A 15,927-nucleotide genomic window follows, 5' to 3' on the forward strand; every position below is an offset into this window, starting at 1 on the left:
GTGCACGATACGGAGTTGGGTGGGTTCAGCGCGTTGCCGCAGCGTTCCGCACAGCCCTCCCAGGACGCACCCGAGCCGTTCGCCCTGGCGCCCGCGCAACTCGGTGTCTGGTACGCGCAGCTGCTCCAGCCGGACGTGCCGATCAACGTCGCCCAGTACGTGGACGTGCGGGGCGAACTGAGCGCCGAGCTGCTGCAGGAGGTCTCGGTCGAGGCGGCGCGCGAGTACGAGTCGGTGCTGGTGCGGCTCGGCGAATCCGGCGGCGTCCCGCACCAGTGCGTCGACTCCGGGCTGTCCGTCGACATCCCGCTGATCGACCTGCGCGACCAGGGGGACCCGGTGGCGGCCGCGCACGCCTGGATGCGCGCCGACGCGAGCGCGCCGGTCGACCTGCTCGCCGACCGGCTGTTCGCGGGCGCCGTACTGCGCGTCGCCGAGCGCCGGTACTTCTGGTATCTGCGGGCCCATCACATCGTGCTGGACGGCTACGGCGCGCTCACCAACACCACGCGGGTGGCCGAGCGGTACACCGCGCGGATCCTCGGCACCGAACCCTCGGCCGTGCGGCCCGAGCCGCTCGCCGCGCTGACCGCAGCCGAACTCGCCTACCGCGACAGCCCCCGATTCGAGTCCGATCGCGCGCACTGGGCCGCGCGGGTGCCCGGACTGGACGGCGCGGTCGGCCTCTGCGGTCGCGCCGCGCCGCGGCGCGCGGCCAATATCGTCGCCGGCCGAGCGCTCGCGCCGGAACTGGTCGACCGGATGAACGCGCTTGCGGCCGAGCATGATTCGACACTCGCGGTGGTGCTGCTCGCGGCGTTCGCCGCTTACCTCGGCCGGCTGACCGACCGGGACGAGGCGGTGCTGAGCCTGCCGGTGACCGGGCGCACCACCGCGGCGCTGCGGCGCTCGGCGGGCATGCTGTCGAACATCGTGCCGCTGCGGGTGCCGGTCGACGGAACCTGGGGCGAACTGTTGCGCGCCACCCGCGTCGAGGTGGCGGGCGCGCTGCGCCACCAGCGCTACCGGCACGAGGACATCCGGCGCGACGCCGAGCGCGCCGCCGGTCTCGCACACCGCGGGCTGTTCGGGCCGCTGGCCAACATCATGCTGTTCCGCAGCGATCTCACCCTCGGCGCGACCGTGGGCCGCTATCACGTGTTGTCCACCGGTCCGGTCGAGGACCTCGGCCTCACTGTCTACTACGGCGACCGGGACCGGGTGCACGTCGACTTCGAGGCCAATCCGTACCTGTACACCGCCGACGATGTCGCACGGCAGCACGCCCGGTTCCTCCGCTATCTGGAGCGCTTGGCCGCCACCGAGCCGGATACCGCGCTCGCCGCCGTCGACGTCGCGACCGAGCTGGAACTCGAGGTCAGCACCCGGATCTGGAACGAGACGGGATTCGACGTGGAAGCGCAGCTGCCGGGTCGCTCGGCGGGCTTCGCTCCCGTGGCGACGCTGGTGTCGATGTTCGAGGCGCAGGCGGCCCGCACGCCGAGCGCGGTGGCGCTGCGGGCCGCCGGTGCGCCGGACCTGACCTACCGCGAACTCGCCGCGCGCAGCAACCGGCTCGCCCGGCGGCTCATAGCGCTCGGCGTCGGACCCGAGACACTGGTCGCGCTGCGCCTGCCGCGGTCGCCGGAACTGGTGATCGCCATGTACGCGGTGCTCGCGGCGGGCGGCGCCTACCTGCCGCTGGATCCGGACCATCCGCCGGAGCGCACCGCGCACATTCTGGCCACGGCCCGCCCGGCCTGCGTGCTGACCGCTGGGCCGGACCAGCCGCAGGAGCTGTCGGGTTTGCCCGCGGTGCGGGTGGACCAAGCCGACGGGACGGTCGGAGCGGGGCCGATCTGGGACCGGGAACGCGTCGCGGCCCTGCGGCCGGAGCATCCGGCGTATGTGATCTTCACCTCCGGATCGACCGGTCTGCCCAAGGGCGTCGCGATCACCCACCGCGCCATCGTGAACCGGCTGGTGTGGATGCAGCAGACCTATCGACTATCCACCGAAGATGTTGTGCTGCAGAAGACCCCGGCTACGTTCGACGTGTCGGTGTGGGAATTCTTCTGGCCGCTACAGATCGGCGCGACGCTGGTGCTCGCCCAGCCGGACGGGCACCGCGATCCCGCTTATCTGCGCCGCGTCATCGACGAATACCGGGTCACCACAGCGCATTTCGTGCCGTCGATGCTCGAGGCGTTCCTCGCCGATCAGGACGCCGTGCTCCGTACGCCGCTGCGCACGGTGTTCGCCTCCGGGGAGGCGCTGCCCGCCGCGCTCGCCCAGCGGCTGCGCGCCCTGACCGGCGTTCGCCTGCACAATCTGTATGGTCCGACGGAAGCAGCGGTCGACGTCACCTTTCACGAAGTCACCGACACCGATACCCTCTCGGTGCCGATCGGCGCGCCGGTGTTCAACACCAGGCTCTACGTCCTCGATTCGCGGCTGCGGCCGGTACCGGTCGGGGCGCCGGGTGAGCTGTATCTGTCGGGGGTACAGCTCGCCCGGGGCTATGTCGCGCGCCCGGAGCTGACCGCGGCGCGTTTCGTGGCCGACCCGTTCGGCGGACCGAACGGGCCCGCACGGGCGGGGGACCGGATGTATCGCACCGGTGACCTCGTGCGCTGGACCACGCACGGCGAACTGGAGTACCTCGGACGCACCGATTTCCAGGTCAAGCTGCGCGGCCTGCGCATCGAACTCGGCGAGATCGAGGCCGTGCTGGCCAGGGTGGACGCGGTGGCGCGCGCGGTGGTCGTGGTGCGCGACGACGCGGGGGTCGGCGCGCGGTTGGTGGCCTACGTGGTGGCGGCGGAGCCGGACGCGGTGCGGCCTGAGCTGCTGCGTGCCGCGGCGGCGCGGGCACTGCCCGGGTATATGGTGCCCGCGGTCTACGTGGTGCTGGACACACTGCCGGTGAACGCCTCGGGGAAGTTGGATCGCCGTGCGCTACCCGCTCCCAGCAGGGTTTCGTCCGGTTACGTCCCACCTGCCACACCGGTGGAGTGGGCGGTCGCGCGGGTGTTCGGCGAAGTGCTCGGTAACAAGCAGGTCGGTCGCAACGACGACTTCTTCGCACTCGGCGGAAACAGTCTGGTGGCCACGCAGGTGGCCGCCCGGCTGTCCGCCGACCTGAACTGCCCGCTCGGGGTCCGTGACGTATTCGCCGCCTGCACGGTGGCCGAACTCGCCGGATTCGTCGAGCGGGCCGGTGGATCCGGCGGCGCGTCCTTGGTCGCGCAGCTGCGGGCACGGCCACGGCCGCCGCTGGTTCCGCTTTCCCCGGCGCAGCAGCGCATCTGGTTCCTCAACCGGTTCGAGCGCTCCGGCGCGAGCTACAACATGCCGTTCGTGGTGCGGCTGCGCGGCGTGGTGGACGCCACGGCCCTGCGTCAGGCGCTCGGGGACGTGGTCATCCGCCACGAGGTGCTGCGCACGATCTTCCCCGCGCTGCCGCCCGGCGACGGCGGTGGCCCGACCGCACAGCAGGTCGTGCTGTCGGTGGCCGAGGTGGCAGGCGCACCGGAGGCGATCACCGCCGACGAGCTCGGCGCGTGTCTGCGCGCGTTCGCCGCGCGCGGCTTCGACTTGGAGCGCGAGATCCCGATCCGGGCCCGGATCTTCGCGGTGGACGACGGCAGCCACGCCTTGGCGCTCGTCTTGCACCACATCGCCGCCGACGGGTTGTCGCTGCGGGTGCTCGCCCGCGACGTGATGACCGCCTACGAGGCGCGTCGGGGCGGTGTCGCGCCCGCGTGGGCCCCGCTGCCGGTCCAGTACGCCGACTACAGCCTCTGGCAGCTCGAACTGCTCGGCTCCGCAGGCGATCCGTTCGCCGCCGCCCAGCTGTCGTTCTGGACCGGAGCGCTGGCGGGCGCGCCCGACCAGCTCGACCTGCCCGCCGACCGGCCCCGCCCGGCGGTCGCCTCCGGCCGGGGCGCGACATTCGGCTTCGAGCTGCCCGGCGAAGTGATCTCGCGAATGGGCGAACTCGCCCGCGCGCAGGGCGTGTCGACCTTCATGCTGACGCACGCCGCACTGGCCGCGCTGCTGTCGCGCCTGTCCGGCAGCGCGGACATCGTGATCGGTACCCCGGTCGCGGGCCGGGGCGACCGCGCGCTCGACGAGCTGATCGGCATGTTCGTCAACACCCTGGCCCTGCGCACCCGGGTCGACGCCGCCGCGCCGTTCACCGAACTGCTCGCCCACGTGCGCGAGCGGGATCTCGCCGCCTTCGGCCACGCCGAGCTGCCGTTCGAGCAGGTGGTCGCGGCGCTGGATCCGCCGCGCTCGCAGGCCCGCCATCCGTTGTTCCAAGTGCTGCTCGCCTTCGACAACGCCGAGGCAATCGCCGTCGAACTGCCCGAACTGTCGGTCGCCACCAGTACCCTGGAGACCGGTGTGACCAAGCTCGATCTCCAGCTCACGGTCACCGAGAACTCCGCCGGCGCCGGACTCGGGGAAGGTTCGGCACCGGCGGGGGTTCCCGCCGAATTCACTTACGCCACGGATCTGTTCGACTCGGCCACCATCGCGGGCTACGCCCGTGCGCTGATCGGCTTCCTGGACGCCATCACCGCCGATCCCGGGATCGCGGTGCGCGATCTGCCGCTGCTCGACCACGACGGGCGAGCGCGCGCTCTCGCGGCAGGGCAGGCTCCCGTCGGCGTCCAGGACCCGGCGGAGACGGTGCTCACCGCCTTCGAGACACAGGTGCGGCGCACGCCGGGCGGGGTCGCGGTGCTCGACGACGAGCGGCAGTTGAGCTATGCGGAGTTCGCGGGCGCGGTCAACCGGCTGGCGCGCCGGTTGATCGCCGCGGGTGTCGGCCCGGAGCGGACGGTCGTGCTCGGTATGCGGCGCTCGATCGATTTCGTGGTGGCGGCGTACGCGGTGCTGACCGCGGGTGGCGCGTACGTGCCGGTGGATCCGGACCAGCCCGCGGCCCGGATCGCGCAGGTGATCGCCGCGGCGCGCCCGGTCTGCCTGCTGGCCCGCACCAGTGACGGCCGGACGGAGGAGTTCGCGGAGCGTAGCGTGCTTCCGGTCGTTGTGGTCGATGCCCCGGACGTCACGGAGTACTCCGACGCGCCGGTCGTCGACGCCCACCGCACCGCGCCCTTGCGCGCATCCGGTATCGCGTACGTCATTTTCACCTCCGGTTCGACCGGCCGCCCCAAAGGCGTCGCGGTGCAGCACGACTCGGCGGTCAACCAGATCCGATGGCTGGCGGACGAATACCGGATCGATGCGAACGACGTCGTGCTGTTCAAGACCCCGGCCACCTTCGACGTCTCGGTGTGGGAGTTGTTCGCGCCGCTCACCCGCGGCGCGCGGATCGTCGTCGCCGACCACGACGGACATCGCGACCCCCGCTACCTCGCGAAGGCCATCGCCGCGCACCGGGTCACGATGACCTCGTTCGTCCCGTCCATGCTCACGGTGTTCGCCGCCGCCGCGCCGGAGGCGATCGCCTCGCTGCGCACCGTGCTGGTCGCGGGCGAGGCGATGACCGGCGAGGCCGCCGCCGCGTTCGCCGCGGTGAGCCGCGCGCGGCTGTACAACCTATACGGCCCCACCGAATTCACCGTGCACGCCACGCATGCCCCCGTCGACCCGGCCGTTGGCGGCCCGGCGCCGATCGGGCGTCCGGTACCGGGTAGCCGGGCCGTGGTCCTCGACGCGCGGTTGCGACCGGTTCCGGACGCCGTGGTCGGCGAGCTGTACCTGTCCGGCGTGCAGCTGGCGCGCGGCTACCACGGCCGCGCCGGCCTGAGCGCGGAGCGTTTCGTCGCCGACCCGCACGGACCGGCGGGCAGCCGGATGTACCGGACCGGAGACCTGGTGCGCCGTAGGGACGGCGCGCTGGAGTATCTGGGCCGCAGCGATTTCCAGGTGAAACTGCGTGGGCAGCGGATCGAACTCGGTGAGATCGAAGCCGCCCTGCTCGCCATGGACGACGTGCGCGCGGCGGCGGCGCGGGTCGTCAGCCTGCCCTCCGGCGAGACGCTGGCCGCCTACGTGGTCTGCGCCGTCGCCCCGGATCGCCTGGCCGCCGAGCTGGAGCAGCGGCTGCGCAAGGTGCTGCCCTCGTACATGGTGCCCACCGCGTACGTCGCGCTGGCCGCCATGCCGCTCACTTCCTCCGGCAAGCTGGACCGCACGGCACTGCCCGACCCGCAACCGGTCACCAAGACCTTCCGTGCGCCCGGCACGCCGGGGGAGCGGACCGTCGCCGCGGTGTTCGGGCAGGTCTTGGGTGTCGACCCGGTCGGCTCGGACGACGACTTCTTCGCCTTGGGCGGAAATTCGCTGGTCGCCACGCAGATCGCGGCCCGCTTGGCGGACGCCATGGACACCGAGGTGCCGGTGCGGGCGTTGTTCGAGTATCCGACCGTGGCGGCGCTGGCCGCGCACCTGTCCGGCGGCGGCCGGGCGCACAACCGGGCGCCGCTGGTCGCGGGGCCGCGTCCGACGCGCGTCCCGCTGTCGTACGCGCAGCAGCGTATGTGGTTCCTCAACCAGTTCGACACCGCGTCGGTGGCCGACAATTTGGTCGCCGCCATCCGGTTGCGCGGGGCGCTCGATCGGGCGGCGCTGGCCGACGCGGCCGCCGATGTGCTGGCCAGACACGAGTCACTGCGCACCATTTTCCCTGCGGCGGAGGGCATTCCGTATCAATTGGTGCTCCCGGTCGACGAGGCGCGCGTCGAGCTGGTCGCGGAAACGCTCGACGAGCGGCTGTTGCCGGAGCGGATCCACGAACTGGTGGGAATCCCCTTCCGGGTGGATGCCGAGCCGCCGGTGCGCCTCGCTCTGCTGTGTCTCGGCGACGACCATCACGTGCTCGTCGTCGCACTGCACCACATCAGCGCCGACGGCTGGTCGCTCGCACCGCTCACCCGTGATCTCATGCGCGCCTACAGCGCTCGTCGCGCGGGCGCCGCACCCGACTGGACGCCCTTGGGCGTCCACTACGCCGATTACGCGTTGTGGCAGCGCGAGACTCTCGGGTCCGAGGACGATCCGGATTCGGTGCTGGCCGGACAGATCCGGTTCTGGCGCGGCGAGCTGGCGGGTCTGCCGGATGTGTCGGCGCTGCCTGCGGATCGGCCGCGTCCCGCCGTCGCGTCGGGTCACGGCGCGCGCCACGCGTTCACCATCGAGGCCGCGACGCGGCGCCGGTTGCGGGAGATCGCCGACGCGGCGAACGCCTCGCTGTTCATGGTGTTGCACGCGGCGTTCGCCACACTGCTGGCCACGTTGTCCGGGCAGCGGGACATCGTGCTCGGCACCCCCGTGGCCGGTCGCGGTGACCCTGCGCTGGACGAGCTGGTCGGCATGTTCGTCAACACCGTCGTGCTGCGCGCCGACGTCCGGCCCGAGCTGACGTTCACCGAGTTCGTCGCGGCGATCCGCGAGCGCGATCTGGCCGCCTTCGCCCACGCCGACGCCCCGTTCGAGCGCCTGGTCGAGGTACTGGCGCCGGAGCGGTCGGCGTCCAGGCATCCGCTGTTCCAGGTGATGCTCGACTGGCAGAACACCGCGCGGACCGAACTCGAGCTGCCCGGCCTGGCCGTATCGCGGCTCGATGCCGACACCCGGACAGCGAAATTCGACCTGCACCTGTCCGTGGCGGAAGCGCCGGACGGTGCCCTCACCGCGAGCTTCGAATATGCGACCGACCTGTTCGACGCGGCCACCGTCGCATCGTTCGCGCTGCGCTTGCGCCGGGTGCTGGACGCGGTGGTCGCCGACCCGCAGGTGTCGCTGGAGGCGATCGACGTGCTCGGCCCGGGGGAACGCGCCCTCGTCCTGGACGCCTGGAATGCCACCGGCCACCCGGTGGATCCGGAAGCGACGCTGGTGTCGCTGTTCGAAGCACAGGCGGCGCGGACGCCCGACGCGATCGCGCTCACCTTCGAGGGCGAATCGCTCACCTACGCCGAGTTCGCGCACCGAGTGCGCCGGCTGGCCAGGCTGCTGGTGTCCGTCGGCGTGCGGCCGGACACGCCCGTGGCAGTGGGCATGCAGCGGTCGATCGATCTCGTCGTGGCCCTCTACGCGGTGCTCGCGGCGGGCGGGACCTATGTGCCGATCGATCCGGGACATCCGGCCGAGCGGGTTGCCGACGTGCTGCGGACCGTGCGTCCGGTGTGCGTGCTGACACGTTCCGAGGACGGGCTCGAACTGTCCTCTTCGGCCGAGGGCAGCGGGCTGTGGGCGGTGCTGGATGTCGACCTGTTCGATACCGAGGACTATTCCGGCGGACCGCTGACCGATGCGGACCGGCTCGGGACGCTCACGCCGTCGAACACGGCGTATGTGATCTTCACGTCGGGTTCGACGGGTCGTCCGAAGGGTGTGGCGGTCTCGCATGCGGCGATCGTGAACCGTCTGGTGTGGATGCAGACCGTCTACCGGTTGACCGGCGCCGATGTGGTGTTGCAGAAGACGCCTGCCACGTTCGATGTGTCGGTGTGGGAGTTCTTCTGGCCGTTGCAGGTCGGCGCGCGCTTGGTGGTGGCGAAGCCGGATGGGCATCGTGACCCCGCGTACCTGGCCGAGGTCATCAGCGCCGAACTGGTGACGGTCACCCATTTCGTGCCGTCGATGCTGGCGGTGTTCGTCGCGGATGCGGCTGCGGCGCAGTGTGTTTCGTTGCGGCTGGTGTTCGCTTCGGGTGAGGCGTTGGCGCCCAAGCCCGCGCATCGTTTGCGTGAGTTGACCGGTGCGGCGTTGCACAACCTCTACGGTCCGACCGAAGCGGCGGTCGATGTCACGTTCCACGAGGTCGTGGATGCTGATATCGAGTCGGTGCCGATCGGTGCGCCGGTGTTCAACACGCAGGTGTTCGTGTTGGATGCTCGGTTGCGTCCGGTTCCGGTGGGTGTGGCGGGTGAGTTGTATCTGGCGGGTGTGCAGCTTGCGCGGGGTTATGTCGCGCGTCCGGATCTGACGAGTGACCGGTTCGTGGCCAACCCGTACGGCGAGCCGGGTGCGCGGATGTATCGCACGGGTGACTTGGTGGCGTGGACCGAGCACGGTGAGTTGGAGTATTTGGGCCGCACGGACTTCCAGGTGAAGTTGCGTGGTCTGCGGATCGAACTCGGTGAGATCGAGCAGGCGCTGACCGGGCTGGACGAGATCGCGCAAGCCGTCGTGGTGGTGCGCAACGACTCCGGAACCGGTGAACGCCTCGTCGCCTACCTGATCGAGACATCCGGGACGAGCCTGGATCCGAGCGCGGTCGAAGCGGCGCTCACCCGGCGACTACCGGCGTACATGGTCCCCTCGGCCTACGTCGTGCTGACCGAGTTCCCGCTCAACGCCTCCGGCAAGCTGGACCGTCGCGCGCTACCGGCGCCCGTGGTCGCGTCCGCGCGGTTCCGCGCGCCTGCCACACCGGTACAGCACCTCGTCGCCGCCACGTTCGGTGACCTGCTCGGCGTCGACCGGGTGGGCATGGACGACGACTTCTTCGCCCTCGGCGGCAACTCGCTCACCGCCGCCAGGGCGGCGGCCCGGCTCGGCGCTGCGCTCGACACCCAGTTGCCGGTGCGAATGCTGTTCGACGCGCCGACCGTCGCCGCGCTGGCCGCTCGCGCCGAGGCACATCGCGGCGACGGCGGACGCGCACCACTGCGCCCCCGCCCGCGGCCGGACCGGATGCCGCTGTCCCCGGCCCAGCAGCGCATCTGGTTCGTCAACCGTTTCCACGCCGACGAGCAAGCCGGTCCGGCCGACGCGATCGCCAACATCCCGGTCGCGTTGCGGCTCTCGGGTGAGCTCGACCTCGCCGCGATGACCACGGCCCTGGCCGACGTGGTGGCCAGGCACGAGACCTTGCGCACCGTCTACCCCGACGGCCCGGAAGGCCCGGAACAACTGATCCTGGCTTCGGCCGACCCTGACCTACCGGTCGTGCGGGTGACCGAAACCGCGCTGGCACACCAGCTCGGGGAGCTGGCGGCAACCCCCTTCGACCTGACCACCCAGACCCCGTTGCGCGCGATCTTGTTCGCGATCGACGACGCGCCGCAGACGGAGTACGTGCTCGCCCTGGTGCTGCACCACATCGCCGCGGACGGCTTCTCCCTCGGACCGCTGGCCGAGGACCTGATGACCGCCTACTCGGCGCGTCGCGCCGCCGCCGCGCCGGCCTGGGACGCCCTGCCGGTGCAGTACGCCGACTACGCGCTCTGGCAAGCCGAATCCGCCGACCCGGAGCGGCAACTCGACTACTGGCGGCGCACCCTGGACGGCCTGCCGGAGCAGCTCGAACTGCCCGCCGATCGCCCGCGTCCCGCGATCTCGTCCCATCGCGGCGCGACCCACCGCCTGCGCATCGACTCCGATCTGCACAGCGAACTGGGCGAGCTGGCGCGCAAACGGGAGACCACGCTGTTCAGCACCGTGCACGCCGCGCTGGCGGTGCTGGTGGCCCGCCTGTCCGGCGGCTCGGACATCGCGATCGGCACCCCGGTCGCCGGACGCGGCGACGCGGCGCTGGACCGGCTCGTCGGCATGTTCGTCAACACGCTGGTATTGCGCACCGCCGTCGACTCCAGGGCGCGGTTCGAGACCGTGCTGGACGCGGTGCGCGACCAGGACCTGGACGCGCTCTCGCACGCCGACGTGCCGTTCGAACGACTCGTCGAGGCACTCGCGCCCACCCGCTCGCGCAACCGTCATCCGCTGTTCCAAGTGGCGTTGACCTTCCAGAACTTCGCCCTGCCCGACCTCGAGCTGCCGGGCCTGCGGGTGCGCGCGCAGGAGTTCGACGCGCCCGTGGCCGAATTCGACCTCCAGTTCACCGTGCTGGAGTCCAACGACCGGGACGGCCGCGCCGACGGCATGCGGGTCGAGATCCGCTACGCCACCGACCTTTTCGACGCGCCGTCGATCGAGTTGCTCGGCAGGCGGTTCACCCAGGTGCTCGCCGCCATCGCCGCCGACCCCACCGTGGTCGTGGGCGACATCCAGTTGCTCAGCGCCGAGGAACAGCACCGCGCGCTGTACGAATGGCCGGTCGGCGGGGACGACGTCGCCGACGTCACCGGCAGTGTGGCCGAGCGTTTCGCCCGCGCCGCCGCACTGGACCCGCACGCCGTCGCGGTTCGAGACGGCGCGCGGTCGCTGGCCTACGCCGAACTCGACGACTGGTCCAACCGATTGGCGCGGCGGCTGGTCGCCGCGGGTGTCGGCCCGGAGACGCTGGTCGCCGTCGCGCTGCCCCGCTCGGCGGAGCTGGTGGTCGCACTGCTGGCCGTGCTCAAAGCAGGAGGCGGGTACCTGCCGATCGACCCGGCCTACCCGGACGACCGGATCGAGTACGTCCTCGACGACGCCCGCCCGATCTGCGCGATCGCGGGCGCCGCCACCGAGCTGCCGCGCGGCTGGTTCGGCGGACCGGTGATCGACGTCGACGCGCCGAACCTCGCGGAGTTCAGCGGCGCTCCGATCACCGACGCCGATCGGCGCGGCCCGCTGCGCTCCGCGCACGTCGCCTACGTCATCTACACTTCCGGCTCCACCGGCAGGCCCAAAGGCGTCGTGGTGCCGCATCGCAACGTGCTGCGGCTGCTGGACAACACGCGGCGGCGGTTCGGCTTCGGCCCGGCGGACGTGTGGACCCTGTTCCATTCGTACGCCTTCGACTTCTCGGTGTGGGAACTGTGGGGTCCGCTGCTGTCCGGCGCGACGGTGGTGGTGGTCGACTACTACACCTCGCGCTCCCCGCAGCAGTTCCGGGAACTGCTGATCGCCGAGCGGGTCACCGTGCTCAGCCAGACCCCGTCGGCGTTCTATCAGCTGGTCGCCGCCGATCTCGCCGAGCCGCAACCCGCGCCGTTCGCGTTGCGCACCGTCGTCTTCGGCGGTGAAGCGCTGGAGCCGCAGCGCCTGGCGGGCTGGTTCGCCCGCTACCCGGACGCGCCCCGCCTGGTGAATATGTACGGCATCACCGAGACCACGGTGCACGTGTCCTATCGCGAGATCGACAAGCGCACCGGCTCCGCGAGCGTGATCGGCGGCGCGCTGCCCGGGTTGACCGTGCGCCTGCTCGACGACCGGCTGCGGCCCGTACCGGTCGGGGTGCCCGGCGAGATCTACGTGTCGGGCGGCCAGTTGGCGCGCGGCTACCTGCACCGCCCCGCCTTGACCGCGGGCCGCTTCGTCGCGGACCCGTACGCCGGCGACGGATCGCTCGCCTACCGCAGCGGCGATCTGGCCCGCTGGACTCCCGACGGCGATGTGGAGTACCTCGGGCGCGCCGACCAGCAGGTCAATCTGCGCGGCTTCCGCATCGAGCTGGGCGAGATCGAGGCCGCGTTGCTCGACGCGTCCGACGCGGTGCGCGAGGTCGCCGTGGTGGTGCGCACCGACCTGGTGGACGAACCGCGCATCGTCGCGTACGTGGTGGCCGCCGACGAGCCGATCGATACCGTCGCGTTGCGGCAAGCGCTGCTGTGCCGCCTGCCCGAGCACATGGTGCCCGCCGCGATCGTGCCGGTGCCGCGGATCCCGTTGACCGTCAACGGGAAACTCGATCGTGCGGCGCTGCCCGCACCGCGGTTCGAGTCGACCGCCTACCGGGCGCCGTCCACCTCGAGCGAACGCGTGGTGGCCGAGGTGTTCGCCGAGGTGCTCGGGTCGGACCGGGCGGTGGGCGCCGACGACGACTTCTTCGCGCTCGGCGGCAGTTCCCTGCTGGCCGCGAAGGCGGTCGCCCGGATCGGCGCGGCGCTGGGCCGGACGGTCGGGGTGCGGGCGCTGTTCGAAGCTCCCCGGGTCGCGGACCTCGCGGCCGTGGCTAGCGCGGTCGCCATGGGCGGCGCCCGGCCGCCGCTGGTGGCCGGGCCGCGTCCGGCGCGGATACCGCTCTCGCCAGCGCAGCAGCGGATGTGGTTCCTGAACCGGTTCGACCAGTCGTCCACCGCGTACAACATCCCGGTGGCGCTGCGGCTGTCCGGCCGGCTGGATGTGGCCGCGCTGCAGGCCGCGCTCGCCGACGTGATCGCACGGCACGAGGCGCTGCGCACCCGGTATCCGCAGGTCGACGGTGAACCGGTGCAGTTCGTCGACGCCGCTGACGCGGCCCCGGTAGTGCGGCCGATCGACATTCCGGAATGCGAGATACCGCAGCGTGTCCGGGAATTGGCGGAGACGACCTTCGACGTCACCGCCGAGATTCCGGTGCGGATACGACTGTTCCGTGTGCGGCGAGCGGACGAACGCCCGGAGGATGGGCACAGCGAATTCGTGCTCGCCGCGGTGCTGCACCACATCGCCGCCGACGGCTCGTCCATCGCGCCGTTCGTGCGGGACCTGATGGTCGCCTATACCGCGCGTCGCGACGGCGCCGCACCGGAATGGGCGCCGCTCGCCGTGCAGTACGCCGATTACGCCTTGTGGCAACACGATCTGCTCGGCGCCGAGGACGACGCCGGATCGGTGGCGGCCCGCGAGATCGAGTTCTGGACCGAGACCCTCGCCGGGCTTCCCGACCAACTGGCGCTGCCGACCGACCGCCCGCGTCCGGCGACGCAGAGCCTGCGTGGCGACCAGGTGCCGTCGACGATCGGCGCGCGGTTGCACGCGGATCTCGCCGCCCTCGGCAGGCGGCACGGCGCGACGCTGTTCATGGTGCTGCACACCGCGTTCGCGGTGCTGCTCGCGCGCTGGTCCGGCGCCGGCGACATCGCGATCGGCACGCCGGTGGCCGGACGCGGCGCGGCCGAACTCGATGACGTGGTCGGAATGTTCGTCAACACCCTCGTCCTGCGCGTCGGCATCGACGGCGGCGAGTCGTTCGCCGGGCTCCTCGCGCGTGCCCGCGCCGCCGACCTCGCGGCGCTCGAACACGCGACCGTGCCGTTCGAACGCCTGGTGGAAGTGCTCAATCCGGTGCGCTCGACCGCCCGTCATCCGCTGTTCCAGGTCGGCTACTCGTTCCAGAACCACGAGCGCGGACAACTGCGCCTGCCCGAACTGGAGGTCCGCGAACTCGACTTCGACCAAGGCGTGGCGCAATTCGACCTGCACCTGTTCGCGGTGGACGCCTATGACGCCGACGGCATGCCCGACGGCGTCGACTTGGCGTTGCGCTACGCCACGGATCTGTTCGAGCGGCCGACCGCGTTCCGTTTCGCCGCCCAGCTGCGCCGGGTGCTGGAGACGGTCGCGGTCCGGCCCGACCTCCCGGTCGGCGACATCGATCTGCTCGGCACCGATCGGTCGCTGGTGCTCGCCGAATGGAACCGGACCCGGCAGCCGGTCACGCGGGCCACGCTCGCGGATCTGATCGACGCGCAGACCGCGCGCACCCCGAGGGCGGTCGCGCTGGTGGACGCGACGACCGGAGCCGAGCTGAGCTACGCCGAGTTCGGTGACCGGGTGAACCGTCTGGCCCGCAAACTGATCGCGGCCGGAGTCGGCCCGGAATCGACGGTCGTGCTGGCGATGCGCCGCGCACCGGACCTGGTCGTCGCGATGTACGCCGTGGTGAGCGCGGGAGGGGCGTATGTGCCTCTCGATCCCGACCATCCGGCCGAACGGATCGCCCACATCATGTCCGTCGCCGCGCCCGCGGTCGTCCTCACGACCTCTCGCGACGGTGTGCCCGCCGGAACCCGCTGCGCCGCGTGGGACATCGATCGACTCGACCTCGCCGGGTGCGCCGCGACGCCGATCACGGACGCGGAGCGGACGCGGCCGTTGCGTCCGGAGCATCCGGCGTACGTCGTCTTCACCTCCGGATCCACGGGTCGGCCGAAAGGCGTGACGATCCCGCACGCCGCGATCGTGAACCAGCTGGCCTGGCTGGCCGAGCGATTCGGCCTCGGCGCGGACGATCGCGTGCTGCTGAAGACGCCCGCGACCTTCGATCTGTCGGTGTGGGAGTTGTGGTCTCCGCTGGTCACCGGAGGGCGCCTGATCGTCACCGCGCCCGGGGCCGAACGCGACCCGGATCTGTTGCGCGCGTTGTTGCGCCGGCACGGCGTGACCGTGCTGCACGCGGTGCCCGCCCTGATCGGCATGCTGCTGGCGGCGGAGCCGGGCGCCGCGCTGCCGGAGACGCTGCGGCATGTGCTCGCCATCGGTGAGGCGTTGCCGTCCGCGACGGCCGCGGACTTCCTGCGCCGCCACCGAGCCGCAGCCACGTTGGAGAATCTCTACGGCCCCACCGAGGCGGCGGTGTCGATCACCGCGTTCCCGGTACGCACACCGCCGGAGCACACCGTCCCGATCGGGTCACCCGCCTGGAACAGCCGGGTCTACGTGCTGGACGCGCGGCTGCGGCCCGCGCCGATCGGGGTGCCGGGCGAGTTGTATCTCGCGGGTGCGCAGCTGGCCCGCGGCTACCGGCGCCGTCCGGCGCTCACTGCCGACCGTTTCGTGGCCGATCCGTTCGCGGTGGAACTCGGTGCGGCGGGCGAGCGGATGTACCGCACCGGCGACATCGTGCGCTGGCGTCCCGACGGCGCCTTGGATTACTTGGAGCGCGCCGACTTCCAGGTGCAGATCGGCGGCTTCCGCATCGAACTCGGCGAAGTCGAGGCGGCACTGCTGCGGCAGCCGGGGGTGACCGCGGCGGTCGCGGTGGCGCGCGCCGACGAGCGCGCCGGAACGCGGCTCATCGCTTATGCCGCGCTGCCGGAAGCGGATCCGGGAACGTACGCCGAACGCGCCGCGTCACTGCGCGCGGCGGTGGCCGCGCTGCTGCCCGGCTATATGACGCCTGCGGCCGTCGTCGTGCTGGTGGCGTTGCCGCTGACGGCCAACGGCAAGATCGATCGCGCCGCGCTGCCCGAGCCGGTGTTCGCGGAGGCGGGCTTCCGCGCACCGGCCGGTGCGCTGGAGCGACTGGTCGCGGAAGCGTTCGCCGAGGTCGTCGGCGTGGACGCGGTGAGCGTG

1 protein-coding gene (cut by a window edge) is annotated in these 15,927 nt (G+C 71.7%); it reads left to right on the plus strand.

The features are described 5' to 3' along the window. Positions 1-15,927: the 5' portion of a non-ribosomal peptide synthase/polyketide synthase gene (locus GVY64_RS19570; protein ID WP_236566994.1), read on the plus strand. It continues 1,866 nt past the right edge of the window; the window shows 15,927 of its 17,793 coding nt (coding positions 1-15,927); its start codon is at positions 1-3; its stop codon lies beyond the right edge, outside the window.

The organism is Nocardia sp. CY41 (genome assembly GCF_009829325.1).
Classification (GTDB): domain Bacteria; phylum Actinomycetota; class Actinomycetes; order Mycobacteriales; family Mycobacteriaceae; genus Nocardia.